This window comes from Saccharopolyspora sp. NPDC045839 (assembly GCF_056431645.1).
This window is the reverse complement of sequence record NZ_JBWKKH010000065.1, coordinates 1-25,116: the sequence shown is the minus strand read 5'-3', so window position 1 is coordinate 25,116 and position 25,116 is coordinate 1. Positions and strand designations below refer to the sequence as shown.

Annotated in this window: 24 protein-coding genes; 6 read left to right on the top strand and 18 right to left on the bottom strand. The window is 71.3% G+C overall.

Translation table 11 applies throughout. The features are described from left to right. Positions 1 to 133: 133 nt before the first annotated feature. The 4 genes from AC07EQ_RS42930 to AC07EQ_RS42915 all read right to left on the bottom strand — a co-directional run bounded on the left by AC07EQ_RS42930 (position 134) and on the right by AC07EQ_RS42915 (position 3,893). A complete protein-coding gene (locus tag AC07EQ_RS42930; RefSeq protein WP_478393531.1) occupies positions 134 to 1,213 on the bottom strand; it encodes a glycoside hydrolase family 172 protein in 1,080 nt (359 codons plus the stop codon). A gap of 34 nt (positions 1,214 to 1,247) precedes the next feature. Then, on the bottom strand, positions 1,248 to 1,508 hold the full coding sequence (locus AC07EQ_RS42925; RefSeq protein WP_478393530.1) for a hypothetical protein: 261 nt from the start codon (positions 1,506 to 1,508) through the stop codon (positions 1,248 to 1,250). A gap of 142 nt (positions 1,509 to 1,650) precedes the next feature. Beyond that, positions 1,651 to 3,114, bottom strand: a complete 1,464-nt coding sequence (locus AC07EQ_RS42920) for a hypothetical protein (protein WP_478393529.1) — start codon at positions 3,112 to 3,114, stop codon at positions 1,651 to 1,653. Beyond that, positions 3,114 to 3,893 (bottom strand): hypothetical protein, encoded by a 780-nt coding sequence (locus AC07EQ_RS42915; protein WP_478393528.1) that lies wholly within the window; start codon positions 3,891 to 3,893, stop codon positions 3,114 to 3,116. The genes AC07EQ_RS42920 and AC07EQ_RS42915 overlap by 1 nt, the downstream gene beginning before the upstream one ends. A 457-nt stretch (positions 3,894 to 4,350) precedes the next feature. Between AC07EQ_RS42915 and AC07EQ_RS42910 the strand changes: the two genes are divergently transcribed. Further along, positions 4,351 to 5,805: a protein kinase domain-containing protein gene (locus AC07EQ_RS42910; RefSeq protein WP_478393527.1), complete on the top strand. Its 1,455-nt coding sequence runs from the start codon at positions 4,351 to 4,353 to the stop codon at positions 5,803 to 5,805. Positions 5,806 to 5,825: 20 nt separating this feature from the next. Here AC07EQ_RS42910 and AC07EQ_RS42905 read toward each other — a convergent pair whose 3' ends face one another. Then, complete coding sequence (locus tag AC07EQ_RS42905; RefSeq protein WP_478393526.1) at positions 5,826 to 6,848, bottom strand: beta/alpha barrel domain-containing protein; 1,023 nt, start codon at positions 6,846 to 6,848, stop codon at positions 5,826 to 5,828. A gap of 136 nt (positions 6,849 to 6,984) precedes the next feature. Between AC07EQ_RS42905 and AC07EQ_RS42900 the strand changes: the two genes are divergently transcribed. Both AC07EQ_RS42900 and AC07EQ_RS42895 read left to right on the top strand, forming a co-directional pair. Further along, a complete protein-coding gene (locus AC07EQ_RS42900; RefSeq protein ID WP_478393525.1) occupies positions 6,985 to 7,740 on the top strand; it encodes a DeoR/GlpR family DNA-binding transcription regulator in 756 nt (251 codons plus the stop codon). Next, complete coding sequence (locus AC07EQ_RS42895) at positions 7,733 to 8,905, top strand: MFS transporter (protein WP_478393524.1); 1,173 nt, start codon at positions 7,733 to 7,735, stop codon at positions 8,903 to 8,905. The genes AC07EQ_RS42900 and AC07EQ_RS42895 overlap by 8 nt, the downstream gene beginning before the upstream one ends. A 179-nt stretch (positions 8,906 to 9,084) precedes the next feature. On the opposite strand, the gene AC07EQ_RS42890 is transcribed toward AC07EQ_RS42895, so the two are convergent. The 4 genes from AC07EQ_RS42890 to AC07EQ_RS42875 form a co-directional block, all read right to left on the bottom strand. Continuing rightward, positions 9,085 to 9,963, bottom strand: coding sequence for a LysR family transcriptional regulator (locus AC07EQ_RS42890; protein WP_478393523.1), 879 nt, complete (start codon positions 9,961 to 9,963; stop codon positions 9,085 to 9,087). A 197-nt stretch (positions 9,964 to 10,160) separates the two neighbouring features. Then, positions 10,161 to 11,483: an alkyl sulfatase dimerization domain-containing protein gene (locus AC07EQ_RS42885; protein ID WP_478393522.1), complete on the bottom strand. Its 1,323-nt coding sequence runs from the start codon at positions 11,481 to 11,483 to the stop codon at positions 10,161 to 10,163. A 162-nt stretch (positions 11,484 to 11,645) separates the two neighbouring features. Then, positions 11,646 to 12,437: a nucleotidyltransferase domain-containing protein gene (locus tag AC07EQ_RS42880; RefSeq protein WP_478393532.1), complete on the bottom strand. Its 792-nt coding sequence runs from the start codon at positions 12,435 to 12,437 to the stop codon at positions 11,646 to 11,648. 127 nt (positions 12,438 to 12,564) lie between these two features. Further along, positions 12,565 to 13,476 (bottom strand): branched-chain amino acid transaminase, encoded by a 912-nt coding sequence (locus AC07EQ_RS42875; RefSeq protein ID WP_478393521.1) that lies wholly within the window; start codon positions 13,474 to 13,476, stop codon positions 12,565 to 12,567. Between the two features lie 127 nt (positions 13,477 to 13,603). Between AC07EQ_RS42875 and AC07EQ_RS42870 the strand changes: the two genes are divergently transcribed. Together AC07EQ_RS42870 and AC07EQ_RS42865 are read left to right on the top strand one after the other, a co-directional pair. Continuing rightward, complete coding sequence (locus tag AC07EQ_RS42870) at positions 13,604 to 14,935, top strand: aminotransferase-like domain-containing protein (protein WP_478393520.1); 1,332 nt, start codon at positions 13,604 to 13,606, stop codon at positions 14,933 to 14,935. A gap of 196 nt (positions 14,936 to 15,131) precedes the next feature. After that, positions 15,132 to 15,506 (top strand): FKBP-type peptidyl-prolyl cis-trans isomerase, encoded by a 375-nt coding sequence (locus AC07EQ_RS42865; protein ID WP_478393519.1) that lies wholly within the window; start codon positions 15,132 to 15,134, stop codon positions 15,504 to 15,506. Between the two features lie 262 nt (positions 15,507 to 15,768). Here the strand turns inward: AC07EQ_RS42865 and AC07EQ_RS42860 are convergent, their stop codons facing one another. From AC07EQ_RS42860 to AC07EQ_RS42825, 8 genes are all read right to left on the bottom strand, one after another. Further along, entirely contained in the window at positions 15,769 to 16,212 is a 444-nt protein-coding gene (locus tag AC07EQ_RS42860) for a PH domain-containing protein (RefSeq protein WP_478393518.1), read from the bottom strand. After that, on the bottom strand, positions 16,209 to 16,706 hold the full coding sequence (gene ribH / locus AC07EQ_RS42855; protein WP_478393517.1) for a 6,7-dimethyl-8-ribityllumazine synthase: 498 nt from the start codon (positions 16,704 to 16,706) through the stop codon (positions 16,209 to 16,211). The genes AC07EQ_RS42860 and ribH overlap by 4 nt, the downstream gene beginning before the upstream one ends. Continuing rightward, complete coding sequence (locus AC07EQ_RS42850) at positions 16,703 to 18,001, bottom strand: bifunctional 3,4-dihydroxy-2-butanone-4-phosphate synthase/GTP cyclohydrolase II (RefSeq protein WP_478393516.1); 1,299 nt, start codon at positions 17,999 to 18,001, stop codon at positions 16,703 to 16,705. Before AC07EQ_RS42850 ends, ribH begins: the two co-directional genes overlap by 4 nt. Next, positions 18,001 to 18,648, bottom strand: a complete 648-nt coding sequence (locus AC07EQ_RS42845; protein WP_478393515.1) for a riboflavin synthase — start codon at positions 18,646 to 18,648, stop codon at positions 18,001 to 18,003. The genes AC07EQ_RS42850 and AC07EQ_RS42845 overlap by 1 nt, the downstream gene beginning before the upstream one ends. Positions 18,649 to 18,664: 16 nt before the next feature. After that, on the bottom strand, positions 18,665 to 19,708 hold the full coding sequence (gene ribD / locus AC07EQ_RS42840; RefSeq protein WP_478393514.1) for a bifunctional diaminohydroxyphosphoribosylaminopyrimidine deaminase/5-amino-6-(5-phosphoribosylamino)uracil reductase RibD: 1,044 nt from the start codon (positions 19,706 to 19,708) through the stop codon (positions 18,665 to 18,667). 76 nt (positions 19,709 to 19,784) lie between these two features. Further along, the gene (rpe, locus tag AC07EQ_RS42835; protein WP_132494221.1) at positions 19,785 to 20,465 is read right to left on the bottom strand and encodes a ribulose-phosphate 3-epimerase; all 681 of its coding nucleotides are present in this window, start codon (positions 20,463 to 20,465) and stop codon (positions 19,785 to 19,787) included. Between the two features lie 136 nt (positions 20,466 to 20,601). Next, positions 20,602 to 21,996, bottom strand: coding sequence for an amino acid permease (locus AC07EQ_RS42830; protein ID WP_478393513.1), 1,395 nt, complete (start codon positions 21,994 to 21,996; stop codon positions 20,602 to 20,604). A gap of 104 nt (positions 21,997 to 22,100) precedes the next feature. Further along, positions 22,101 to 22,517 carry an OsmC family protein gene (locus AC07EQ_RS42825; protein ID WP_132494200.1) on the bottom strand — a complete coding sequence of 139 codons (417 nt, stop codon included), beginning with the start codon at positions 22,515 to 22,517 and terminating at the stop codon, positions 22,101 to 22,103. Between the two features lie 209 nt (positions 22,518 to 22,726). On the opposite strand from AC07EQ_RS42825, the gene AC07EQ_RS42820 reads away from it, so the two are divergent. Next, positions 22,727 to 24,064: an APC family permease gene (locus tag AC07EQ_RS42820; RefSeq protein WP_478393512.1), complete on the top strand. Its 1,338-nt coding sequence runs from the start codon at positions 22,727 to 22,729 to the stop codon at positions 24,062 to 24,064. Positions 24,065 to 24,396: 332 nt separating this feature from the next. Here the strand turns inward: AC07EQ_RS42820 and AC07EQ_RS42815 are convergent, their stop codons facing one another. Then, positions 24,397 to 24,855: a nucleoside deaminase gene (locus AC07EQ_RS42815; RefSeq protein WP_478393511.1), complete on the bottom strand. Its 459-nt coding sequence runs from the start codon at positions 24,853 to 24,855 to the stop codon at positions 24,397 to 24,399. Between the last annotated feature and the right edge of the window lie 261 nt (positions 24,856 to 25,116).

Here is a 25,116-nt window from a genome sequence, read left to right as displayed (position 1 = left end):
TCTACCAGGACCCCACGCCCACTCTCCTCACACCCCCGACACACACCACCTCAAGACCCCACTCCCCATTCCACTGAGATCACCTCAATGGAAATCAGACCTTCGATTTCCATTGAAATTGCGGACTTCCGGGTCAGAGGGGGTGTGGGATGCGGTCCGCGACCGGGGCGAGGGTGACCGGGAGCGCCGGGAGGGTCTGGTACCAGTACGCCACCGACGAGACGTCGTCGGAGCGCTTGTTGGCGTGCCCGTGCTCGATGGTCACCTTGATGGACTTCTCGAACACCACCGGGTCTTCGACGTGGAAGCGGTAGTAGGACACCTGCCCGCTCCAGTTCGGCCCGCCCGGCATGGTCAGCCCGTGGTACGGCGCCTGGTACGGCTGGTTCGGGCACCACGCGGTGTTGAAGTAGTCCTCGGTGCCGGTGCCGTGCAGCCGCGGCGGCCAGGGTTCGCCGTCGATGAAGAACATGTCGTCGCCCTCGCCGTACCAGTTCCAGTCGCTGGTGTGGCGGAGGTTGTGCACGTTGAGCACCGTGCCGACGTAGTGGCCGCGGCCCTCGGCCTCCAGCAGCACGTAGTTGCCCGCGCCGTCGGTGTTGGTGCCGCCGAAGAGGAACTCCTCGTTGGTCTGATCGCCCTGCTCGACGCCGTCGGTGGGGTTCTGCCGCCGCCACTGGGCGTGGAAGTAGCCCAGTTCCGGGTCGGCTTCGCCGTAGGTCTCGTAGTCGATGTAGTAGTAGAACGTCACCGGCTTGACGCTCATCTCGCTGATCAGCTCGAAACGGGCGCGCCCGGCGAAGGGCATCGCGAACCAGCAGTTGAAGCCCTTGCCGTCCTGCGGGCTCATCTGCAGCGGCGCGGAGGAGAAGTTGGCGCTGCGACCGTGCCCCATGCCGAAGAAGTCGCCCAGCGGCACCAGCACCGCGGGGTGCGCCGAGTCGTCCCAGGTGATCTTCAGGACGAGCCGCCGCAGGTAGTCGCCTTCCAGCTCGGCGGGCTTGCCGACGTGGTCGAGGGCGACGGTGCACCAGATGTGGGTGATCACGCCCGGCCCGGCGATGTCGGCCAGCTCCCTGGTCTCGCCCGGCTCGATGCGCGTGTTGTCGGTATTGCCGCCGGTGCGGTCCCAGCTGGACACCCGGCCGCGCCGGGTCTGCCGCAGCCGGGGCAGATCCCGCAGGCTGCTGCCGAAATCCCCGTATCCGGACAAGATTCCTCCCCAGTGGTAGCGACTGTGCTCCTGATCACGTTCTACCACGCGGCACTCGCCGCCAAGCCGTTTTCCGCCGGGACGGCCCGATCGCTACGCGCCGGGGGCGCAGGAACCGCGTGCCCAGTTCCCGGTCCCAGCGCCGGAACAGCTGCGGGTAGATCGACGCGGCCGGCTCCGGTGATCCGTCGGCGACCCGCATCGCGATCAGCCACCGGCCGGAGACGCCGAAGGCCCAGACCGCCTCGTCGCCCTCGTAATTGCCGCGCGCGTCGGGCTCCGGGGGAACCGCCACTTCGACGGCTTCTCATCGGTGCGCGCATCTCCGGCCATCGGTAACCACCCGCCGGCGAGGACGACCACCGTGATCATCCCGGCCGGGCCGGGAGTTTATGGGAATCCGGTGCCGGATTTCCGCGGAACGCCCGGAATCCGGGTCACGACACGTCCTCGACGTCCCGCCATTCCGGCCCGAAATCGCCGTCCTGCCAGCGGAATCCGTCCGTCACCAGCAGGTTCGGTTCGCCCTGCGGGTCGTCCGGCGGCCGGCTCCACGACTGGACGGTCAGCTCGTCGCCGGACAGCGTCACGGTCGCCGGGGCGAGCCCGGTGCCCTGCGGGCCCGGGTCGTCGCCCAGCAACGCCTGGATCAGCCGCGGTGAATCCGGTGGCGATCCGCCGTCGTATACCTGCACTTCGCGGCGGCTGGTGCCGTCGGCCAGTTCGCAGCTCACCGCCAGCACGGCCTCGGGACGGCCGTCGCCGGTCAGGTCCCGGAACCGGCCGTGCACGATCGCCTCGTATTCCTCGTCGCAGCCCCGCTCCGCCAGCACGGCCGTCCAGTCCGCACCGCCGAGCGGGCCGTAGGGATCCGGCTCGCACAGCCGGGCCGCGCCCGGTTCCGCGGTCGAGCAGTGGCGCACGTAGGCGTCCCAGCCCAGCGGCGGGTTCAGCGGGTCGTAGAACGTCGAGAACACCAGCGCCGAATCGCCGTGCCGGTAGGTCACCGCGCCGTTGCGGTAAACCCCGCGGGTCTCCAGGATTCGCGCGAACCCGGCGGGATCGTCCACCAGCCCGTCGGCGGCGACGCCGTCGTCCACCACCAGCGGCGCCGACATCGCCGCCAGGACCGCGTCCATCCGGTCCTGGCAGGCCATGTCGTGCATGCTCTGCAGCTGCGCGATCGCCTGGCGGCTGAGCGCTTCCGGCGGCAGGTCCGCGATGGCGACGTCCGCGGGCGGGCAGCCGCCGCGGGATTCCCCCGGTCGCAGGAAGTCCGTGCCCACCTCGCGGTCGAATTCCGCCAGCATCTGCGGGAAGAGCTCGGCAACCGTCCGCAAGGTGGACGTGTACGCGCCGATGGCCACCAGCCACTCGCCCGACGTGGTGAACGTCCACACCGGACCGCCGCCGATGTCGGTGACCACCTGGCCTTCCGGATCCATGGTGATGTCGGTGGTGGTGAACAGCGCCGACGCGTCGCCGAACCACGGGCGCGCGATCTTCGTCCACACGGTGCCACCGCTGGTGGTCAGGCGCTGGCAGGTGCCGGCCGAGCGCAGCGCGTCCCGCACCGGCGCCACGTCGTCCGGCGCCAGCTGCACGATCGCCACCTGCGCAGGGGTTTCCTCGCCGATCGTGTAGCCCTTGAAGACGGCGGAGCTCGCGGTGCGGAACTGCTGGACGACCGGCACCTGGGCGCAATCCTCCACCGCCGCGAGGAAGAAGCCCCGGTCGAACGAGTAGTCCTCCTGCGACCGGAACCAGCCGCCCTCCGCCGGCAGCAGCGCAGCCACCTCCTGCGGCGAACGCACCTCGGGTGGCCGGTTCCACCAGATCCCCAGCCCGACACCGGCCGCCACGACTGCGACGAGGGCCAGCACCCGGAGTCCGTACCGCATCAGCAACCACCCGCCCGGTCCGGGAACGTCCAGGACTCGCCGCCGAGGGCGGAGAAAACCGCCCCGTACCGCGGGCTGAAGCCGGTCATCTCGAACTCGCCGGCATCGGGCTTCGCGGTGTAGGTCTGCGGTTTCCCGTCGATGACGAGGTCGACGTCGATCACCCAGCGGTAGTGGCCGTCGTCGGCGCGCGATTCGACCTGGAACACCACCGTCTCGCCGTCGGCGAGCTGCTGCGCCTGACCGGCGAAGTACGGCTCGCCGAGCCGCCTGCCGTCGAGCACCCGCGCCACCGGGCGGAACTCGTCGAGGTCGAAGCCGACCCGCTTCGCGGGCAGGTCGCCCTGCGGCGTGCTGCAGAGCAGCGTGCCGGCGACGTTCGGCTCCCGGCTCAGGATCCGGGCGCGCATGTTCGTGATCACCACGTCGCGGGAGCGGGCGCCCTCGATGGTCACCGTCGTGCCGTGCACGCCGGCCTTCACGGCGCGGCGCAGCGCCGGCGAATCGGCCAGGAACTCCGCAGGCGTCCCGATTTCCGTGGGTTCGGCCACGCCGGGCAGCGCGTAGCTGCGATCCTCCACCGGGCCGCCGTCCGAGCTCGCCCAGACCAGCACCGGCGGGCGCAACACGTCGCGGGCGACGTTCCACAGCATCGGCGCGGCGATCCCGGCCAGCGCGCCGACGAGCGCCACGACCACGAACGCCGGGCCGCTCAGCAGCCGTTGCCACCACTTGCGCCGCGGTGTCGCGGCGCCGGATCCATCCGATTCCGTCGCCACCAAGCGTCGCCTCCTCGGTTATACGCCCAAGGATCAACATCCCCGAGCGTACCGAGCGCGCGAGCGCCCAGTGGCGGCATTCGCCCGATCACCGCTGCCCGCAAGGCGAAAGTCGCCCGATGCGAGCAACGCCGGCGGATCAGCGCAGTTCTCGATGCGGCGCACGCGGTTGCGGATCCGGGCCGCGGAGCGCGCCGCCCGGGTAGCTGCGGATCGGGGCGGTTGCCGAGGCAGTCGGTGAACTCCCCCAGCTCGCCCGCGTGCTCGGGCGGGATCGCCTGGCGGCGAATCCGGTGGCGAGCCCGCTACCCGCCGGGCGGCGCGGATTCGGTGACACGACGTGCGTGCGGCTTCACGCTGCGACTTCGCCGAGGCCCCCGCCGCTCCTTCCTGACGGTCGCGGGCTCCGGGTGGTTAGGGTCTTCGCGTTGCGTTGACTCGTCGGAGGTGTGTGACCGTGACCCGGCAGGTGGGTAGCCGCTACAAGCTGCGCGAAGAACTCGGTCGCGGCGGGTTCGGCACCGTCTGGCGCGCCGACGGCGCCGACGGCGAGGTCGCGGTGAAGGTGCTGCGCCCCGAGCTGACCGAGGATCCGGACGTGGTCAGCCGGTTCGTGCGGGAACGGACCGTGCTGCTGAAGGTGCGCCACCCCAACCTGGTCCAGGTGCGCGACCTCGTGGTGGAGGGCGACGTGCTGGCCCTGGTGATGGACTTGGTCGAGGGCCCGACCCTGCGCGAGCACCTGACGGCCTCCGGACCTCTCCCGCCGCAGCGCGCGGCGAATGTCGTCGCCGACCTGGCGAACGCGCTGGCGGTCGTGCATGCGAACGGCGTCGTGCACCGGGACATCAAACCGGCCAACGTGCTGCTGTCCCGCACCGAACCCGAACCGGTTCCGCTGCTGACCGACTTCGGCGTGGCGCGGTTGGTCGAGGGCACCGTGCTGACCACCGCGCAGGCCATCATCGGCACGCCCGGATATCTGGCACCGGAGCTGGTCAAGGGACAACCCGCTACGCCGGCCGCAGATGTCTACGCCTGCGGGATCCTGCTGTACGAGCTCGTCACGGGCAGCGTGCCCTTCCGCGCAGACCACCCGCTCGCAGTCCTGCTCCGGCACGTCAACGAGGAAGCCCAGCGCCCGGAGGCGATGCCGGACGCTCTGTGGCACGTCGTCGCGCGCTGCCTGGCCAAGGATCCGCAGTCCCGCCCGTCGACGCAGGAGCTCGAAGCGCGGCTGCGCGGCCTCGACGGCAACATCCCGACCGGCCCGATCGCGACGCCACGGCACGACACCCGGATGCCGACCGCTCAGCACGCGCCGACCAGGATCGCCGGAGCCGCGCCGGGCGGGCCCAAGCGCCGCTTCGGAATTCCGGTGCTGGCCGGGGTTTCGGCGATCTGCCTGGGCGGCGGCGTCGCCCTGGGAGCGAGTGCCGCACGACCACCTGCCCCCGCTCCCCCGCAGGCGCAGTCGATTCCGCTCTCGCAGACAGCGGTCACCCAGGTCGGCAACGGCTGGGGTCCGGTCGGGCTGAACAGCGCGGTCGGCGGCGAATACGCGGACGACGGCGGTCCGCTCACCATCGCGGGGCAGGTCTACCAGCACGGTTTCGGAGCCCACGCACCCAGCCAGGTGCGCGCCTACCCCGGCGGTGGGTGCACCCGGCTCGACGCGTCCGTCGGCGTGGACGACGCGTCAGGTGGTGGCAGCGTCACGTTCCAGGTGCTCGCCGACGGTCGGCTCGTGCACGACAGCGGCCTGCTCACCGCCGGGCAGCCGGCCCAGCCCATCTCCCTGGACATCTCCGGAGTGCAGGTGCTCGACCTGGTCGTCACCGACGGCGGCGACAACCAGTACTCCGACTGGGCGGACTGGGCGGAACCGGCCTTGACCTGCCAGTCCGGCTGAGTGTCCGCAGTGGACGGATGTCAGCGCTGCGGCGGCGTGTAGTTCTCGATGCGGCGCACCAGGTTCCGGATCCGGGCCGCGTACAGCGGCGAGAGCGCGTAGCCCGGGTAGCTGGCGAACCAGCTGGCACTGCCCAGGCTGACCGCGTCGGCGCCCGCCCAGAAGTACTCGCGGCAGTCGTCGAAGCTGCGGATGCCGCCGGTGGCGATGATCGGCAGCGTCACCCCGGCGTCGCGCAGTTCCTTGACCACCCGCAGGCCGATCGGCTTGATCGCGCGGCCGGAGAGCCCGCCGAAACCGTTCTTCAGCAGCGGCTGCCCGGTGTTCGGGTCCAGCCGCAGGCCCTTGACGGTGTTGATCGCGGTCAGGGCCGCCACCCCGTGCCGGGCCGCCAGCCGGGCGTGGCCGAGGTAGTCGTAGTCCGGCGAGAGCTTCAGGATCACCGGGTGGTTGCTGCGCGGCACCGCCTCGGCCAGCACCGACTCGATGATCTGGTTGAAGTCGAAGTTGACGTTGTGGCAGGAGACGTTGAACTCGACCGCGGCGATCTCACCGGCCGGCACCGCGGCGTTGACCTTGTCGACCAGCGTGACGAACTCCTCGACGGAGAAGCCGCCGACGGAGATGATGGTGTTCTGCTCGCGGGTGCGCGGGTAGTAGTCGCGCAGGTAGGCGTCGATGCCGACGTTGCACCAGCCGAAGGCGTTGAGCCAGCCGCCGTCGACCTGCCGCAGCGCCTGCCCGTAGCGCTTGATCAGCGCGGGCAGTTCGTGCAGCGGCCACACGTCGCGGGTGGTGAAGTGCCCCTCGCGGGGCTCGACGGTGACCGTGCGGGTGGTGACCGCGCCGAACCGGGACAGCGGCACGAACTGCGAGATCGGGCTCATGCCGTAGGGCACCAGCTTGGTGTTGGCCACGCCGTAGCCGAGCAGGCTGGACGAGGTCACCAGGCGGTTGCGCAGTCTGATGTCGCCGAGCCGCACGCCGAGCTCGGACGGGACGTCTCGCACCAACCGAAGGTTGCGCTCCTGGGCCACGCTCACGATCTCCTCCTACCCGACGTCTCCACGCCGTCGACTCCTATTGTCCCTCACCCGGAGCAGTGCACCGCCCCGGGTTCGCACATCGCCCCCGCGCGCAGGGTTGCCTTTCGCACATCTTTCTTGTTCGATTGAACTCATGGAAAGTTCGGAACGAACTTCGGCGATCATCGAGCGGCTGCGGCGGGCGGAGCGGGTCACGGTGGCCGAGCTGGCCGAAGCGACCGGTTCGTCGGAGATGACCATCCGCCGCGACCTCGACCAACTCGCCGAGCAGGGCGTCCTGCGGCGGGTGCGCGGCGGCGCGGTGAGCTTCCTGCGCGGCCACTCCGCGCCGTTCCCGCTCCGCGAGCGCGACGAGACGGGGACCAAGAAGCAGCTGGCCGCGGCGGTCGAGGAGCTGATCGCGGACTGCGAGTCCGTGATCATCGACTCCGGCACGACGACGCTGGAGGTGGCCAGGCGGCTCGCGCACCGCCGGATCACCGCGATCCCGCTCGACCTGCACGCGGCGAACGCGCTGAGCGGCGCGCCCCAGGTCGACCTGCTGATGCCGGGCGGGCGGACGAAGCCGGGCGAGCTGTCGTTCACCGGCCACCTCACCGAGATGTCGCTGCGCGCGTTGCGGGTGGACACGACGATCCTCGGCGTGTGCGGGCTTTCCGCAACGCACGGCCTGACGGCGCACGACCTCGAAGAGGTGCCGGTGAAGCAGGCCGCGGTGGCCGCCGCGCAGCGCGTCGTCGCCGTCTGCCACGGCGCCAAGTTCGCCCGGACCGGACTGGGATTCGTCTGCCCGGTCACCAACATCGACGTGATCGTCACCGACCGGGCCGCGCCGGCGGACGCGCGCGCCGAGCTGGCCGCGGCGGGCGTGGAGGTGCGCGTTGTCTGAGACGACCGTCGCCGTGCCGCAGCGGGCCCGGTGGGCCGTGACGGCCTACTTCGTGATCACCGGCGCGGCGCTGGGCACCTGGACCGCGCGGATCCCGGCGATCAAGCAGGACCTCGGCCTCGACGACGCGCAGGTGACGCTGGCGCTGTTCGCGGTCGCGGCCGGCTCGGTGCTGGCCATGCAGATCGTCGGGCACCTCGCCGACCGCCTCGGCAGCGCGCGGGTGCTGGGACCGGCAGGCATCGCGATGTCGGCGAGCCTGCTGCTGCCCGGCATCGCCGGGAACCTCCCCGCGCTGGTGGCCGCGCTGCTGCTGTTCGGCGCCGGGCACGGAACCGTCGACGTGGCCATGAACACCCACGCGATGCAGGTGCAGCGGCGGTACGGGCGCCCGATCGTGAGCACGTTCCACGCGATGTTCAGCGTCGGCGGCCTGCTCGGCGCCGGAGTCGGCGCGCTCGCGGCGCACGCGGCGATCGGCGTTGGCGCGCACTTCGCGCTCGTCGCGGCCGCGCTTGGCGTGGTGTCGGTGATCGCGCGGCGCGCGCTGCTGCCCCCGGAGGCCCCGGCGGCCGGGAAGCCGGTGCGGCAGCGCGGGATCTCGCCGGGCATCTTGTTCCTGGGCGTGCTGGCCTTCTTCTGCTCGCTGGGCGAAGGCTCGATGGCGGACTGGTCGCCGCTGTACCTGCACGACGTCCTGCAGACCAGCCCGGCGGTCGCGGCGACCGGCTACGCGGTGTTCTCCGCGACGATGGCCGTGTTCCGCTTCCTCGGCGACTTCCTGGTCGCCCGGCTCGGGCCGGTCGTCCTGGTGCGGTGCTGCGGGACCGTCGCGGCCGTGGGTCTCGGCGGCGCGCTGCTGCTGCACCACCCGGTGGCGGCGATCATCGGCTTCGCCCTGTTCGGCATCGGGCTGTCGTGCATCATCCCGCAGGTGTTCAACGCGGCGGGCAACCGCGATCCGAGCCGCAGCGGCCGGGATCTCGCGCAGGTCAGCACGCTCGGCTACGGCGGCCTGCTCGCGGGCCCGGTGGTGATCGGCCTGGTCACCAGCTGGACGGACCTGACCACCGGCCTCGCGATCCCGGCGGTGCTGGCCGCCTTCGTCGCGCTCTCCGCCGCCGCAGTCCGGCCCCGCCGAGCCGCACCCGGCTCGGTGTCGTGAGTGGCAGTGGTCGCTCCGACGACCACAGCCACTCACGACTCCCGACAGCTCGACCGAAGCCGCGGTGTCGCCGTGTTCGCATCCGGCGGATTCACCTTGCCGCCGGCGAGTTCCGACCAGACAGGCCGGTTGACCGATCACGTTCCGCACAGATGATCACGGTGACGGCAGGCACTGGGCTACTCGTCGTGCTCCAGCAGCACGATCAGGGCCTCGGCCGCCGGGGACAGCGGGCCGGGGCGGTGCACGAGGCCGACCCGCATCCGCACATCGGTCCGAAGTGGACGGACCACCGCGCCCTGCTCGCGGGCCTGGTGGACCGTCTGCCCGGCGACGATCGCGACGCCCACCCCGGCGACGACCAGCGGCATCGCCCCGCTGGTGGCGGTGATCTCGACGGCGGCGACCGGGCTGCGGCCGGTCTCCTCCAGCACCTCCTCCAGCAGCGTCCGCCAGACCGTCCGGGGCGGGCTGGTCACGAACCGCTGGTCGACCAGCGCGGCGGGCTCCAGCGGACCCTCTCCGTCGGCGAGCGGGTGGTTCGCGGGCAGCGCGATGTGCAGATCGCGGTTTGCCAGCTGCCTGGTGTGCAGGCCCTCTCCGTCGGCGATCGGCAGCGTGCACAGGCCGAGCTCGCAGGTCCCGGTGCGCACGGTGCGGCCGATCCGGTGCCAGTTGGGCGGCTCGATCATCCGCACCGCGACCTGCGGGTACTGGTGGCAGAACGCGGCCACCACCGCCGCTCCCCAACCGCTGAGCAGGTGCTGGACGACGAGGTCGAGCCGACCGCCGGAGAGCTCCCTGACCGGTTCCACGGCGGAGGCGACCTCGGCCAACCCGTGCACCACCCGCCGGGCGGGCTCCAGCGCGGCCTGGCCCGCCGCGGAGAGCACCAGGCCGCGCCCGGTGCGGTGGAACAACTGCGTCCGCAACTCCCGTTCGAGCCCGACGATCGCCTGCGACAGCGACGGCTGGGAGACGTGCATGGCCTCGGCGGCCTTGGTCATGGTGCCGTGTTCAACGACGGCCAGGAAGTACCGGAGTTGACGCGCATCCACGCCATCACGTTAAGCCGCCGACCACACGTTAAGCCGCCGACCACCGATCCGACCCCAACAACCACCCACCCACCGAAGCCCCGCCCACCTCCCCCTCCGAACCCACCCCCTCCGAGGTCCGCAATTTCCATTGAAATTGAAGGTCCAATTTCAATGGAAATTGCGGGACTCGTCGCATGTGGTGGGGCGGTCGGCCGTCAGATCGCCCAGCGGGTCTTGCCCTTCGACGCCTCCGCCACCTCGTCGAGCACGCCGGTGCCGCTGACCCGGCCCCTCGACTCCGCCGCCGCCCAGGAGAAGACGCCGCGCGACATCGTCGAGAGCTCCTGCTTGGCGCGCTCCGCGTAGATGTCGGCGCGGACCTCGTGCACCGCGGTGTCGTCCGGCTCCGCCTGCACCGCGAACTCGACGAGGTGGCAGGCCAGCCGCAACTCCCCCGCCGCCGCAGCTGCTTTCGCGCGTTCGGTCAGCGCCGCCGCCCCGCCGGCGAGTTCGGCGAGCGCCGTCGCGAGCTGCGCGTCCGGGGCGGGCTTGAGGTGCGCCGGGTTCCCGTCGTACCAGCCGCCGTAGAGCCGCCACACGTTGCGCACGACGAACTCCGGTTCGTCGTACACCGGCCGCAGGTACGGCTTGTCCGCGAGGTGCTCCGGTGGGCGGACGGCGTGCACGATCTCGTCGAGCCGGGCTCCGCGGTTCATCAGCTCCAGGGCCTGCTCGACGAGGCTCTCCAGGTATTCGGCGGTGTCCAGCAGCGCGGCACGCACCCGGTCCGCGCCGACGATGGGAATCCCGTGGCCGGGCAACAACATCTCGGCCCCGAACCCGGCCATGTGCCGCAGCGCCCGCGCCCACTCGCGGGGATAGCGCTGCACCTTCTGCGGGTTCCCGGCGTTCGGCGTGACCCAGATGAACATGTCGCCGGTCATCAGCACCCGCTGGTCCGGCAGGTAGGCGTAGGTCGCGTCGTCGGTCTCGCCCTTGCCGTGGTGCAGCCGGACTTCGCGGCCGCCGACGGTGAGCGTCATGGTGTCCCGGTAGGTGACGTCGGGATACCGGTAGTCGAGCGGCCAGCGGGAGTCGGCGCGCTGGAACTGCCGCTGGTTGATCACCTCGTTGTAGCCGCTGGTGAGCTTGTAGCGGTCGAACCGGGCGACGACCGCCTCGTGCCCGACGACGACCGGCCGGGGCCGCCCCAGCTCGTCGGCCTCGGCGTCGAACGGCCCGACGCCGAAGACGTGGTCGATGTGCCCGTGCGAGTACACCGCGTAGCGCAGCGGCAGGTCGCTCCAGGCGCGCACGGCGGCGTGCAGCCGGGCGCTGAACCGCTCGTGGCTGGTGTCGAACAGCAGCAGCCCGTCCTCGCCCCGGACGGCCACGACGTTGCCGAAGGCCGGGAAGAGGGCCACGCCCTCGGCGAGTTCGATGACGTGCCCGTCCTGCCAGCGGCCCTTCTGGTAGTCGGCCGTGGTCGCCTCGCCGCGCCAGACCTCGTCGCAATACGCCAGGAAATCCTTCGCCATCACGGCTCCTCTCCGCCGAGGCCATCCTCGGCGGCGGAGCCCGGGCGGGTCCAATACGCGTTTCCGCCCCCGCTGATAAGGCCGCCCTATAACGACCGGCCCGGGCCCTCTCGTGAGCGTTTTGGAGCGCCACAGCACTCCAAAACGCTCACGAGCCACGGGCTACCTGGCTTCGGATACCGCCGCGTCGCACAGGGCGTGGGCCTCGTCCACCGCCTCGACCAGCGTTTGCGCCGTCAGCCCGGCCACCACCCGGTCGACGTCGCGCAGGCCCGCCCTGGTCAGCAGGCGCTTCTCGTTGGTGACCCACTCGCCGCGGGCCGCGAGCACCCCGTGCGCCGCCTGGCAGGCGGCCTGCGCGATCAGGCCCGCCGTCTCCGCGAGCCGGCCGTGCGGCGCGTGGTTCGCCCGCGCGTAGGCCAGGCCCATCGACGCCTGCCCCCACCAGACCGCGGGCGCGGCCTCGCGAAGGGCGTCCGGGTATTCCGGCCGCGGGAGCTCGCCGTGCAGCACCCGGTTGATGGCCATCTCGGCGACCACCAGGTAGCTGGGGATGCCCGCGAGGTGGAACATCAGCGGCTGCCACTCGAACCGGCCGGCCCGGGCCTCGGCGAGCTCGTGCTCCACGACGTCCAGGTCGCGGTAGTGGACGTCCACGTGGCGGCCCTCGATCTGCAGCCACGCGCCGCCGTTGAACACGCCGCCGCCCCACTCGCCCAGTTCGGAGACCTCCCCGGGCCACCCGACGTCGCGCAGGTCCTGCGGATCGAAGCCGCCGCGGTAGTAGATCGCGAAGTCCCAGTCGCTGTCGGCGTGGTGGATCCCCTGGGCGCGCGAGCCGCCGAGGCTCACCGCCCGGACCCCGGGCAACGCGGCCAGCCGGTCCGCAACGCGGGCTTCGAATTCGGCATCTTCCAGCACTTGATCAGACTCCTTCGGCGATGCGACCAGCATCCGCGCGACGGGCCGTTTCCGCCCGTCGCGCGGCGAATCCCGCGTGGGCGCGGTTCGCCCGGCGGGTCCTTCGTCCACCGTCAGGAGTCCATGCCGCGGAGGCTAGCAGCCGCTCCGCGGGAGTCGATCAACCGACGTGGGTCAGCCAGTGCCGGTAGCGCTCGTCGGCACCGGTCATCGCCGCCGCGAAGGCGTCGCGGATCTTGCGCGTCACCGGGCCCGGCTCGCCGATCTCGCGGTTGTCGACCGCGCGGACCGGGGTGACCTCCGCCGCGGTGCCGCAGAGGAACATCTCGTCGGCCGAATACAGGTCCGAGCGCAGCAGGTTCTCGCGGCGCACGGTGATGCCCAGGTCGGTGGCCAGCGTCGTGACCGAGTCCTGGGTGATGCCTTCCAGCGCGCCCGCGCTCGACGGCGGCGTGTAGAGCACGTCGCCGCGCCGGACGAAGATGTTCTCGCCGGAGCACTCGCTGACGTAGCCGTCGGTGCTCAGCAGGACCGCTTCGTCGTACCCGGCCTCGCGCGCCTCCAGCTTGGCCAGCGCGGAGTTCAGGTACGGGCCGGTGGCCTTGGCGGCGGTCGGCACCACGGAGGGATCGTTGCGCCGCCAGGAACTCGTCATGAGCCGCACGCCGCGGTCGGCGCCGTCGAGGTAGGCGCCCCACTCCCAGCTGGCGATCGACATCTGCACCGGCGCGCCGGTCGGGTCGACGCCCATCACGCCGTAGCCGAGGTGGGCCAGCTGGCGGACGTAGCAGGAGCGGTGCCCGTTGGCCCGCACCAGCTCCAGCGTCGCCTCGCGCAGCTCTTCCTTGCGGTACGGCAACGTCATTCGCAGCATCTTGGCGCTGCGGAACAGCCGGTCGAGGTGCTCGTCGAGCCGGAACAGCGCCGGCCCGTCCGCCGTGGCGTAGGCGCGGATGCCTTCGAAAACGCCGGTGCCGTAGTGCAGCCCGTGGCTGAGCACGTGGATCCGGGCCTCGCGCCACGGCACCAGCGCGCCGTCCATCCAGATGTAGTCCGCCTCGGTCAGCGCCATCGCCATCCCCTTCACCAAAGTGGCATATCCCGCGATGTGAGACAAGCCACTTCGCGGCCACTTGGCACGCTACCAAGTGGCCAGTTCATCCACTAGTGATTAATCCTCCCTGGTGCAGAATGGCCGCATGCCGAGTGCCGATGTGGACCAATTCGCCGCGCTGATCCGCGACCGGCTCCGCCACGGGAACGGCCCGCTCAGCCGCCGGCTGGCGGCCGCGCTGACCGACCTCGCGCGCACCGGCGCGCTCAGCCCCGGCACCCGCCTGCCGTCCGAGCGCGACCTCGCCCGGGTGCTGGAGTGCAGCCGCGGCGCCGTGGCCGCGGCGTTCAACGCGCTGTTCGAGGAGGGGATCTGCGAGCGCAGGCACGGCAGCGGCACGTACCTGGCCGCCGCCGGGCGGGAGTCGGCGATGGGCCGGCTGCTGCGCCCCGGCGCGGTGTTCGCCGACCTGTCCACTTCGGTCGTTCCCGATCCGTCACACCTGCGGGTGCCCAAGCTCGATCCGGCCGCGCTGCTGAGCACGCCGAGCAGGCACGGCTACGACCTGCCGGGCGAGCCGGGCCTGCGGGAACTCATCGGCGGCGAGCCGCTGATCACCGGCGGCGGGCAGCAGGGCATCGACCTCGCGACCCGCTGCCTGGCCCGCCCCGGCGACGCGGTGCTGGTCGAAGACCCCACCTACACCGGCGCGCTCGCCGCGATCCAGAGCTGCGGAGCGCGGGCCGTCGCAGTGGCCACCGACCGGCGCGGCATGCTGCCCGACGCGTTCCGCGACGCGATCGAGCGGCACCGGCCCGCATTCGCCTACGCGCAGGCGGTGCACAACCCGGCCGGAACGGTGGCCGACGCCGATCGCGTCGGGGAACTCGCCGGGATCGCGCGCGACGCCGCCTTGCCCGTCGTCGAGGACCGCACGCTCGCCGAGCTGGTGCACGAAGGACCGCGGCCCGGCCGGTTCGCCGACGAGCACCCGCACGGCGCGGTCGAGGTCCACTCGCTGTCGAAGGTGCTGTGGGGCGGGCTGCGGGTCGGCTGGCTCGTCGCGCCGGAACCGCTGCTGTCGCAGCTGACCGAGCTCAAGCAGACCAGCGACCTGGCGACCAGCACGGTCGGGCAGCGGTTCGCGGCGGAACTGCTGCGGCACAACGACTTCGCGACCTGGCGAGCGGAACTGGCGCGCCGCCGCGACCACCTCGCCGACACCCTGCGCAGCCACCTTCCACAGTGGACGTGGGAGCGTCCGGCGGGCGGCCTGTCGCTGTGGGTCCGGCTGCCCGGCACCGACACCGACCGCTTCGCCGAGCTCGCCCGGGACAACGGCGTGGCGGTGGCGCCCGGCTCGCTGTTCGCGGCCGACCGCGGCCACCGCGACCGCCTGCGCCTCAGCTTCGCCCTCGGCCCGGAACTGCTCGACCAGGCGGTCGCAGAGCTCGCCCGGACCTGGGAACGGCCGTGAACCAAGCCCGGCCGCCCCTGGGCCGTGCGTGCTTTGTGTCGTCATAGCAGCACAAAACACGCACGGGTACCGGCCCGGCGGCATCCGTCCCCTCTGGAGCGATGCCCGGGCGAGTGTGCTCCACACGGGATCGTTCGAGAGAATTCACCGGCAGCCGTTGCACGACGCTGCGCACCACCGATCGAGGAGAACGCACGTGAACAAGGAAAAGCCGCAGGTCGCCAAGCCGACCGGCGAGCCACCGGCGGACCTGGTGATCGAGGACATCGAGGTCGGCGACGGCCCCGAGGCCAAGGAGGGCAACCAGGTCGCCGTGCACTACGTGGGTGTTTCGCACAGCACCGGCAAGGAGTTCGACGCCAGCTGGAACCGCGGCACACCGCTGCAGCTGCAGCTCGGCGCGGGCCAGGTCATCGCGGGCTGGGACAAGGGCCTGCAGGGCATGAAGGTCGGCGGCCGCCGCAAGCTCACCATCCCGCCGCAGCTCGCCTACGGCGACCGCGGCGCGGGCGGCGTGATCGCGCCCGGCGAGACGCTGGTCTTCGTCTGCGACCTGGTCTCGGCCGGCTGACGGCAGAGAGCACGGGGTGGCTTCCCGATTTTGCCTAAAATTGGGAAGCCACCCGGCCCATTCCAAGCGTTCACAGCTTTCCAATTTTGCCTGAAATCGGGAAATTCGCGCCCGCACCAGGCGGTCGTCGCGGTTTCGGCGGTCCGATTTCGCCTGAAGTCGGGAGACTTCCGCCTCACTGCCCAGGCGTTCGGCCTGCGGAAACGAAAGGGCGCCTCCGCCGGGTTCGTCCGGTCGAAGGCGCCACCACGCCGCTCGGCGCTCAGTTCCCGGCGTCGACCTCGCGGCGGAGTTCGCGGAGCTCCCGCATCGCCTTGATCGCCCGCTCGCCGTCGGACGCCTGGATCGCCATGATCGGCACGTACTCGTCCTCCGGCAGCTCCAGCCGGGCCCACGAGGCGCCGTCCGGGAAGGTGACGGCCTGCACCAGCGGCCACGAGAAGCGCTGCGTGCCGATGATGTTGCGGACCTCCACACCGTCGGCGTCGGCGCGCAACCGCGGCCGGGTCAGCAGCATCACGCCGCCGCCCAGCAGCAGGCCCAGCGCCACCATCGCCACCTGGTCGGACACCGAGAAGATCACGCCGGTCGGGGTGTTGCGCAGCAGCAGCCCGACCACCGCGAACGCCAGCACCAGCACGACGGCGATCGGGATCGCAACCCGCCGCACCTTCTGCGGCCGGACCTCCACCCGCTCGGCGCTCACAAGAAACCCCGTTCCCCGTTCCAGCCGCGCAGCTCCCGCAGCACCAGTGCCGTCTCCAGCGCCGCCGCGGTCGCCTCGAAGCCCTTGTCCTCCACCGAGTCGTCGAACCCGGCCCGGGCTTCCGCCTGCTGCATGGTGTCGCAGGTCAGCACGCCGTTGCCGATGGCCGTGGACTCGTCCAGCGCCACCCGGGTCAGGCCCTGGGTGACCGAGTCGCAGACGTACTCGAAGTGCGGTGTGCCGCCGCGGATCACCACGCCCAGCGCGACCACCGCGTCGTGCTGGTGCGCCAGCTGCTGGCAGACCACCGGCAGCTCGATCGAACCGGGCACCCGCACCACGGTCGGCTCCGCGATGCCCGCTTCCTTCGCCGCCGCCAGCGCGCGGGAGAGCATCTGCTCGACGAGCCGCTCGTGCCAGCGGATCGCGGCGATGCCCAGCCGCAGGTCACCCGCCTTCGGCACGCTGATCCGCGGTCGACCCTCGCCACTCATGCCGTAACTCCAGTCTCGCCGTTGATCGAGGAATCTTCCCCGTCGTCGAGATTGTCCAGCACGTGCCCCATCCGGTCGCGCTTGGTGCGGAGGTAGCGGATGTTCTCCGGGTTCGGGCGGATCGGCAGCGGCACGCGGTCCACGATCCGCAGCCCGTAGCCCTCCAGCCCGACCCGCTTGGCCGGGTTGTTGGTGAGCAGCCGCATCGACTTGATGCCCAGGTCGCACAGGATCTGCGCGCCCTGCCCGTAGTCGCGGCTGTCGACCGGCATGCCCAGCGCGACGTTGGCGTCCACGGTGTCCGCGCCGTCGTCCTGCAGCTGGTAGGCCTGCAGCTTGTGGATCAGCCCGATGCCGCGCCCCTCGTGCCCGCGCATGTAGAGCACCACGCCGCGGCCGGCCTCGGCGACCTTGGCCATCGCCGCGTCCAGCTGCGGGCCGCAGTCGCAGCGCAGCGAACCCAGCACGTCGCCGGTCAGGCATTCGGAGTGCACCCGGACCAGGATGTCCTCGCCGTCGCCGACCTCGCCGTAGACCATCGCCAGGTGCTCGATGCCGTCGATGGTGCTGTCGTAGCCGAAGGTGCGGAACGTGCCGTGCACGGTGGGGATGCGGGCCTCGGCGACGCGCACCACCTGCTTCTCGAAGCGGCGCCGGTAGGAGATCAGGTCGGCGATGGTGATCAGCGCCAGGTCGTGCTCCTCGGCGAAGACCTCCAGCTCGTCGCGGCGCGCCATGTCGCCCTCGGACTTCTGGCTGACGATCTCGCACAGCGCGCCGGCCGGCCGCAGCCCGGCGAGGCGGGAGAGGTCCACGGCGGCTTCGGTGTGGCCGGGGCGGCGCAGCACGCCGCCTTCGCGGGCGCGCAGCGGCACCACGTGGCCGGGCCGGGTCAGGTCCTTGGCGGTCGCCCCCTCGTCGGCCAGCACGCGCAGCGTCTTGGCGCGGTCGGAGGCGGAGATGCCGGTGCTGACGCCTTCGGCGGCGTCGACCGTGACGGTGTAGGCCGTGCCCTTGCGGTCCTGGTTCCAGTAGTACATCGGGGGCAGGTCAAGGCGATCGCAGTCCTCGCCGGGGAGCCCGACGCAGATGTAGCCGGAGGTGTAGCGGACCATGAACGCCACGAGTTCCGGCGTCGCCTTCTCCGCGGCGAAGATCAGATCGCCTTCGTTCTCGCGGTCCTCGTCGTCCACCACGACGACCGGGCGCCCGGCCGCGATGTCGGCCAGTGCGCGCTCGATGCTGTCGAACCTTTTCGTGCTCACCGTGTTCGCGACCTCGTCCTCGGGGTTCATCACCGCGCCTCCCTGACGCCGCCATTGTCCCCCGAACGGGCCTGCGCACCATGGGCCAGGTTGTCCAGTTGCGCGGCGGCGAGCCGTTCCAGGTGCTTGGCCAGCACATCCACCTCGATGTTCACTTCGTCACCCGGCTGGCGGAAGCCCAGCGTGGTCAGCTCCTTGGTGGTGGGGATCAGCGCGATGCTGAACTCTCCGTCACCGGCGTCGACCACGGTCAGCGACACCCCGTCGACGGTGATGGAGCCCTTCTCGACCAGGTAGTGGGACAGCCGCCGGGGCAGCTCGAAGCGGGTGAGCCCGTCGGGGTCGGTGCCGCGCAGCACCGCGGTGCCGTCGACGTGACCCTGCACGATGTGCCCGCCGAGCCGGTCGCCGAGCGCCATAGCGCGCTCCAGGTTGACCCGGTCGCCGGCCGCGATGCCCTTCAGCGAGGAGCGGCGCAGCGTCTCGGCCACGACGTCGGTGGTGAACCGCCCGTCGCCCACCGTCACGACGGTCAGGCACACGCCGTTGACGGCGATCGAGTCGCCGTGCTCGGCGTCCCCGGTGACCACCGGCCCCGCGATGGTCAACCGGCTGCCGTCGGCCAACGGCTCGACCGCCTCGATGGTGCCGAGCTCCTCGACGATCCCGGTGAACACCTGCTGCCTCCTCGCACTACCGGCCTTCGGCGCCCGGTCGGCCGTCCAACGGGACCGCGCTGATCCGGACGTCGGGGCCACTCATAGTCGTCTCTTCGACTGTCAACCGCCATGCTTCCGAGATGCTTCCCACTCCCGCTTCCCCGAGCGCGGCCGGGCCGGCGCCCAGCAGCAGCGGCGCGACGTAGGCGAGCACGCGGTCCACGCAGCCGGCGGCGATGAACGCGCCGGCCAGCCGCGGGCCGCCCTCCAGCAGCACGTCGACGACGCCGCGGTCGGCGAGCGCGGCGAGCACCGCGGCCGGGTCACCGCCGGGCAGCTGGATCGTTTCGGCCGCGTCGTCGAAGACCTTGGCAGCGCGCGGGATCTCGCGGTCGCCGACGACGACCCGCAGCGGCTGCCGGGCCGGCAGCGCGCCGTCCGGTGTGCGGGCGGTCAGCTGCGGGTCGTCGGCGAGGACCGTGCCGGTGCCCGCGATGATCGCGTCCACCTGCGCGCGGAATCGATGCACCTCGGCGCGGGATTCGGCGGAGCTGATCCACTTGCTGGTGCCGTCGGCGGCGGCCGAGCGACCGTCCAATGTGGCCGCGTACTTCCAGGTGACGTGCGGCCGACCGGTCCGCGCGAAGTACAGCCAGGCCCGCAGCGGGCCCCTTGCCACCTCGTCGACCAGGAATCCACTGTGGACACCAATGCCCGCGGCGCGCAGCACGCCGGCGCCACCGGCGGCCTGCGGGTTGGGATCGGAGGCCGCGTGCACCACGCGCGCGACCCCGGCCGACCGCAGGGCATCCGTGCAGGGCGGCGTCCGGCCGGTGTGCGAGCACGGTTCCAGCGTCACCACGGCGGTGCCGCCCCTGGCCCGCTCCCCCGCCGCGCGGAGCGCGACGACTTCCGCGTGCGGACCGCCCGGCGGCTGCGTCGCGCCGACGCCGACGACCTCGCCGTCGGCGGCCAGCACCACGCAACCAACCGGCGGGTTGGGGCTGGTCGTGCCGCGCACCTGCTCGCTCGCGGCGATCGCGGTGCGCATCGCCTGCTCCTCGGCGCGAGCGACCATCGGTTCCCCTCCCCAACCCCGCAATTTCCATTGAAATCGAATCTTCGATTTCAATGGAAATTGCGGAGAAACGTGATCACTGCCGGGCGTGGGCGAAGTTCGGGGCGGCCTTGGCGCGCAGGGCCTCGATCGCCTTCGCCGGGTCGTCGGCGTTGTAGACCGCCGAACCCGCCACGAAGCAGTCGACGCCGGCCTCCGCGGCCTGCTCGATGGTGTCGGCGTTGATGCCGCCGTCGATCTCCACCACCAGGTTCAGGTGTCCCGTGTCGACCAGCTCGCGGGCCTTGCGGGCCTTGTCCAGCACGTCGGCGATGAAGCTCTGGCCGCCGAAGCCCGGCTCCACGGACATCACCAGCAGCGTGTCGTAGTGCTTGAGGACCTCGACGTACGGGTCCAGCGGGGTGTTCGGCTTGATCGACAGGCCCGCCTTCGCTCCGGCGGCGCGCAGGTCCTTGGCGATCGCGATCGGGTCCTTGGCGGCCTCCACGTGCACCGTGACGTTGTAGGCGCCGGCCTCGGCGTAGCCGATGGCCCAGCGGTCCGGGTCCTCGATCATCAGGTGGCAGTCGATCGGGATGTCGGTCGCCTTCAGCAGCGACTCGACCACCGGCAGCCCCAGGGTCAGGTTGGGCACGAAGTGCGCGTCCATCACGTCCACGTGCAGCCAGTCGGCGCGCACGCCGGGCGCGCCGTTCACGGCGGCCATCTCGTCGGCGAGGCGGGCGAAATCGGCGGACAGGATGGAGGGCGCGATCATCGGCTGGTTCGACACATGCGGGAGTGTAAATGCCTGGTGCGGCGGGCGGCGGAGCGCCCTTGCGCTCCCCTCTCTCACTCGATCGGCGGAGACGTGGAGGGCGCCCGTCCCACGGCCGGGCGCCCTCCACCGGTGCTCACTCCGACCGCGCGGCGCTGCGGCGCCGGATGATGTAGTACGCCACGCAGAGGATCAGCACGAACGGGACGCCCGCCTTCCAGGCGGTGTTGAACTGCTCGGTGAACGGCGTGGTCAGCAGCACCGCCGCGACGAACAGCATCGCCAGCACCGTCGTCACCGGGGCGCCCGGCAGCCGCACCGGCGACGGCGGCAGGCCCTCCAGCGCCCGGTGACGACGGAACACCAGCTGGCAGGCGAAGATCATCAGCCACACCACCAGCGCGCCGAACAGCGCCAGGCCCAGCAGCATCGGGAACGCGGTGTCCTCGGCGAACACCGACAGCGACGCGGCCAGCGCCAGCCCGGCCGCCGACAGCACCAGGGCGCGCCGCGGCACGCCGTTCTTGCTGACCACGGCGAACCACTTCGGCGCATAGCCGTCCATGGCGAGCGAGTGGGTCATGCGGGCGGTCAGGTACAGGTTCGTGTTCATCGCCGACAGCGCGGCGGTGAGCACCACGAAGTTCATGATCCCGGCCGCGGCGGGGATGCCCACCAGGCTGAACAGCCGCACGAACGGGCTCTCCGTGATGTCGCCCGACGACGACGCCTGGTTCCACGGCAGGATCGAGACGACCACCAGCATGCCGAGCACGTAGAACAGGCCCAGCCGCAGCACCATGCTGCGCGCCGCGCGCGGCACGTCCCGGCCGGGGTTGCGGGACTCGGCCGCGGTCATCGAGACGGCCTCGGTGCCCAGGTAGGAAAACGTGACCACGGTCAGCGCCAGCCACACCGCGCCGATGCCGTTGGGCAGGAACCCGCCGTGCTCGGTCAGCGCGCCGACCCCGGCCGGCTGCTGCCCCGGCAGCCCGAAGACGATGTAGACCACGCCGAGCAGCACGAACACCACGATCGTGACGACCTTGATCATGGCGAACCAGTACTCGAACTCGCCGAAGAAGCGCACCGCGGCGATGTTGATCGCCAGCATCAGCACCGAGAAGACCACCACCGGGATCCACAGCGGCAGCTGCGGGTACCAGAACTGCATGTACAGCCCGGCCGCGATGACCTCGCTGCCGATGTTGACCACCTGCGCGGCCCAGTAGATCCAGCGGGACACGAACCCGGCGAGCCCGCCGAGGTACCGCTTGATGACCGCCCCGAACCCGCCCGCCTCTGGGTGCACCACGATCATCTCGGCCAGCGCGTAGGCCAGGGCGAGCGCGGCGAACGCGGCGACCGCGTAGGCGATGATCACGGCCGGGCCGGCGATGGAGATCGCCAGGCCGGAGCCGAGGAACAGCCCGGTGCCGATGGCGCCGCCGATGGCGATCATGCCGACTTGGCGCCCGGAGAGATCCCTGCGCAACCCGGACTGCTGTACCGGTGCGGTCTCCTGTGCCACTGTGTTGTGCCTCCCACTCGTCGCGCACCACCCACCGGGTGCGCGACGAGCACCTTACGACGCGGGCCCGGCGTGGAACGCGTCAGTTGCACACTTGTAGTGCGTCAGCGCGGGAGGGTCAGCTCGATCGGGGTGCCCTCCTCGACGGAGCGGCTCACGGTGCAGTACTTCTCGATCGCGCGCTGCACCGCGTCGACGACCTTGCCGCGCTCGCCGTCGTCCTCGATCCCGCTGAGGTCCACGTCGAAGCTGACCTGGACGGAGGCGAACTTGTGCTTGTCCTCCGGGACCTTGGTCCGGTCGGCGTGCACCGTCACCTTCGCGTCCTCCCCGAGCCGCCGGACCAGCAGGTTCTCGCTGGTGACCGCGGAGCAGCCGGCGATGGCGGCGAGCAGCAGCTCGCCGGGGGTGAACGCGTCGGGCGCGTCCTCGCGGCCGATCGTCACCTCGCCGCCGCGCGGGTTGGTCGCGGTGAAGGTGTGCGGACCGGTGCGGGTCACTTCGACCGGAGTGGAAGACATTCGTACCACCTGACGTGAGTTGCGGTTGCCGGTCCAGCCTCGGTGCGGAACCGTGCAAGGTCAACCATCGCGGGCGCCGCGTTGTTCCGGCCGGGCCCGGGCGTGCTTTGATCGGGCATCCCATCCTCGCAACCCGCAGCGCCGCGGGTTCTCGGGCGTCTCCTGCCCCGGGGAACCCGCACATCGAGCTCGGAGACAGGTGTTCTGCGATGACCACCACTTCCGCGGAGGGGTTGCAGCGGCGGCTGTCGCTTCGCGACCTGATCGTTTCCGGCCTGCTGTTCATCGGGCCGCTCGCGCCCGTCGGCGTCTTCGGCGTGCTCGACGCGCGCAGCGGCGGCGCGGTGGCGCTGGTGTACGTCGCCGCGACCGTGGCCATGGCGTTCACCGCGTGGTCCTACGCGCGGATGTCGGCGGCGGTGCCGAAGGCCGGTTCGGTGTTCGCCTACGCCTCGGCGGGCCTGGGGCGGGCGCCCGGTTTCGTGGCCGGCTGGATGATCATGCTGGACTACCTGTTCATCCCGAGCGTGGCGTCGCTGTTCGTCGGCATCGCGACGAACTCGCTGGTGCCGCAGATCCCGGTGTGGCTGGCGACGGGGCTGGCGATCGTCGTCGTGACGGCGCTGAACCTGACCGGCGTCAAGGTCGCGGCGATCGTCGGCACGGTGGTGCTGGTGGTGGAGATCGTGCTGCTCGCGGTGTTCGTGGTCGCCGCGCTGGTGGTGCTGGCCACCGAGGGTCCGGCCCGGCCGTGGCTGTCGCCGCTGACCGGCGTGGACGCGTTCGCGCCGCTGGCCGTGCTGGGCGCGGTGTCGGTGGCGGTGCTGTCGTTCCTCGGCTTCGACGCGATCGCGTCGTTCGCCGAGGAGAACACCGGATCGTCCCGCCAGGTCGGCCGGGCGCTGCTGTTCTGCCTGGCGCTCAGCGGCGTGCTGTTCTTCGTGCAGACCTACCTCGCCGCGCTGCTGAACCCGCTGACGCCGCAGGAGCTGGCACTGGACGCGGACGCGCAGGATTCGGCGTTCTACGACATGTTGCGGGCCTCGCTGGGCGGCTGGCTCGCGGTGGCCGTGACGGCGGTGAAGGCGGTCGCGCCGGCGTTCTCGGCGATGGTGGCGCAGGCGGCGGTGAGCCGGCTGCTGTTCGGCATGGCGCGGGACGGCCAGATGCCCGCGGCGCTCGGCCGGGTGGACCGGCGGGCGCACGTGCCGCGCAACGCGACGCTGCTGGCCGCGGTGGTGACGCTGATCGTGTCGGTGTGGGCGGCGTCGGCCGAGGACGGGCTGGAGGTCCTGTCGTCGATGGTGACGGTCGGGGCGTTGACCGCGTTCGTCCTGCTGCACGCCTCGGTGATCGGCTACTTCGCGGTGTCCGGGCGGGAACGCCGGGTGTCCACTGTGGTCGTCCCGGTCGTCGGCGCCCTGATCGCGGCGGTCGTGCTGGCCACGGCGAGCCCGCTGGCGCTGTCGGTGGGAGCGGTCTGGCTGGTGATCGGCCTGATCACCTACTTCGCCCGCCGCCGGACCGCCGGACAGGCCCCGGAGTAGCCGAGGCCGCCCCGTTTCCACCGGTCAGACCTCGTGAGTGTCTTGGGCTGCTACAGAGGCTGTTGGGATGCGGTGGCGCTGCGTCGTGGCAGGTCGGCTGGTGGCATCGGGGTGGTGGAGTGAACGGCCTGTTCGCCTCACCTATCGGGACGAACGGGCCGTTCACTCCACACCGGCTGGTGCCCGCCGACACCGGGCGACTGCAGCGAACGGACCGTTCACCTCACCTATCGAGGCGAACAGGCCGTTCACTCCACACCAGCCAACGACGACTCACCACTGCGCCAACGGGTTCAAAACAGCCTCTATAGCGCCACGGAGCGAGCACCGGGTCAGTCCGAGTCCTCGCCGATGTCCTCGTACCAGAGGCGCGGGTTGGCCTCGATGAAGTCGGCCATCAGCCGGGTGCACTCCGGGTCGTCCAGGAGCACGATCTCGACGCCGTTCTCGGCGAGCCAGTCGTGGCCGCCGTGGAAGTTCCGGGCCTCGCCGACGACGACGCGACCGATCCCGAACTGGCGCACCAGTCCGCTGCAGTACCAGCACGGCGACAGCGTGGTCACCATCGTCGTCCCGGCGTAGGAGCGCTGCCGCCCCGCGTTGCGGAAGGCCGCCGTCTCGCCGTGCACCGACGGATCGTCGTCCTGCACCCTGCGGTTGTGCCCGCTGCCCAGCACCTGCCCGCCGGCGCCGATCAGCGCCGCGCCGATGGGGATCCCACCCTCGGCGAGCCCGGCCTTCGCCTCCGCGACCGCGACGGCCAGCCACCGCCGGTAGTCCTCTTCGGACACAACGCACCCCTCCTCGAAAACCCACCCCCGGGATCTCCCCAATTTTAGGCAAAATCGGGGAGGCCCACCTCGAGCGCGGCCGGGCAGAACGTTTCCAATTTTAGGCAAAATCGGGAACTCTCTGGCCTCGCGCAACGGGCTCCGAGGGCGAAATGCTCCCAATTTTAGGCTCTTGTGACTGGTCCGTGGGTGTTCAGGCGCGTCCGGGGAGGGTTGGGGGCTGGCCGCCGAGGGCGAGCATGGCCAGGGCGATGAGTGCTT

Bases quoted from the DNA above. Each gene is read 5' to 3' on its own strand.
- AC07EQ_RS42920 (WP_478393529.1), bottom strand. From the start codon at position 3,114: ATGCGGTACGGACTCCGGGTGCTGGCCCTCGTCGCAGTCGTGGCGGCC.
- AC07EQ_RS42900 (WP_478393525.1), top strand. From the start codon at position 6,985: ATGGAAAGTTCGGAACGAACTTCGGCGATCATCGAGCGGCTGCGGCGG.
- AC07EQ_RS42885 (WP_478393522.1), bottom strand. From the start codon at position 11,483: ATGGCGAAGGATTTCCTGGCGTATTGCGACGAGGTCTGGCGCGGCGAG.
- AC07EQ_RS42880 (WP_478393532.1), bottom strand. From the start codon at position 12,437: ATGCTGGTCGCATCGCCGAAGGAGTCTGATCAAGTGCTGGAAGATGCC.
- AC07EQ_RS42875 (WP_478393521.1), bottom strand. From the start codon at position 13,476: ATGGCGCTGACCGAGGCGGACTACATCTGGATGGACGGCGCGCTGGTG.
- AC07EQ_RS42870 (WP_478393520.1), top strand. From the start codon at position 13,604: ATGCCGAGTGCCGATGTGGACCAATTCGCCGCGCTGATCCGCGACCGG.
- ribH (WP_478393517.1), bottom strand. From the start codon at position 16,706: ATGAGTGGCGAGGGTCGACCGCGGATCAGCGTGCCGAAGGCGGGTGAC.
- AC07EQ_RS42850 (WP_478393516.1), bottom strand. From the start codon at position 18,001: ATGAACCCCGAGGACGAGGTCGCGAACACGGTGAGCACGAAAAGGTTC.
- ribD (WP_478393514.1), bottom strand. From the start codon at position 19,708: ATGGTCGCTCGCGCCGAGGAGCAGGCGATGCGCACCGCGATCGCCGCG.
- rpe (WP_132494221.1), bottom strand. From the start codon at position 20,465: ATGATCGCGCCCTCCATCCTGTCCGCCGATTTCGCCCGCCTCGCCGAC.
- AC07EQ_RS42825 (WP_132494200.1), bottom strand. From the start codon at position 22,517: ATGTCTTCCACTCCGGTCGAAGTGACCCGCACCGGTCCGCACACCTTC.
- AC07EQ_RS42820 (WP_478393512.1), top strand. From the start codon at position 22,727: ATGACCACCACTTCCGCGGAGGGGTTGCAGCGGCGGCTGTCGCTTCGC.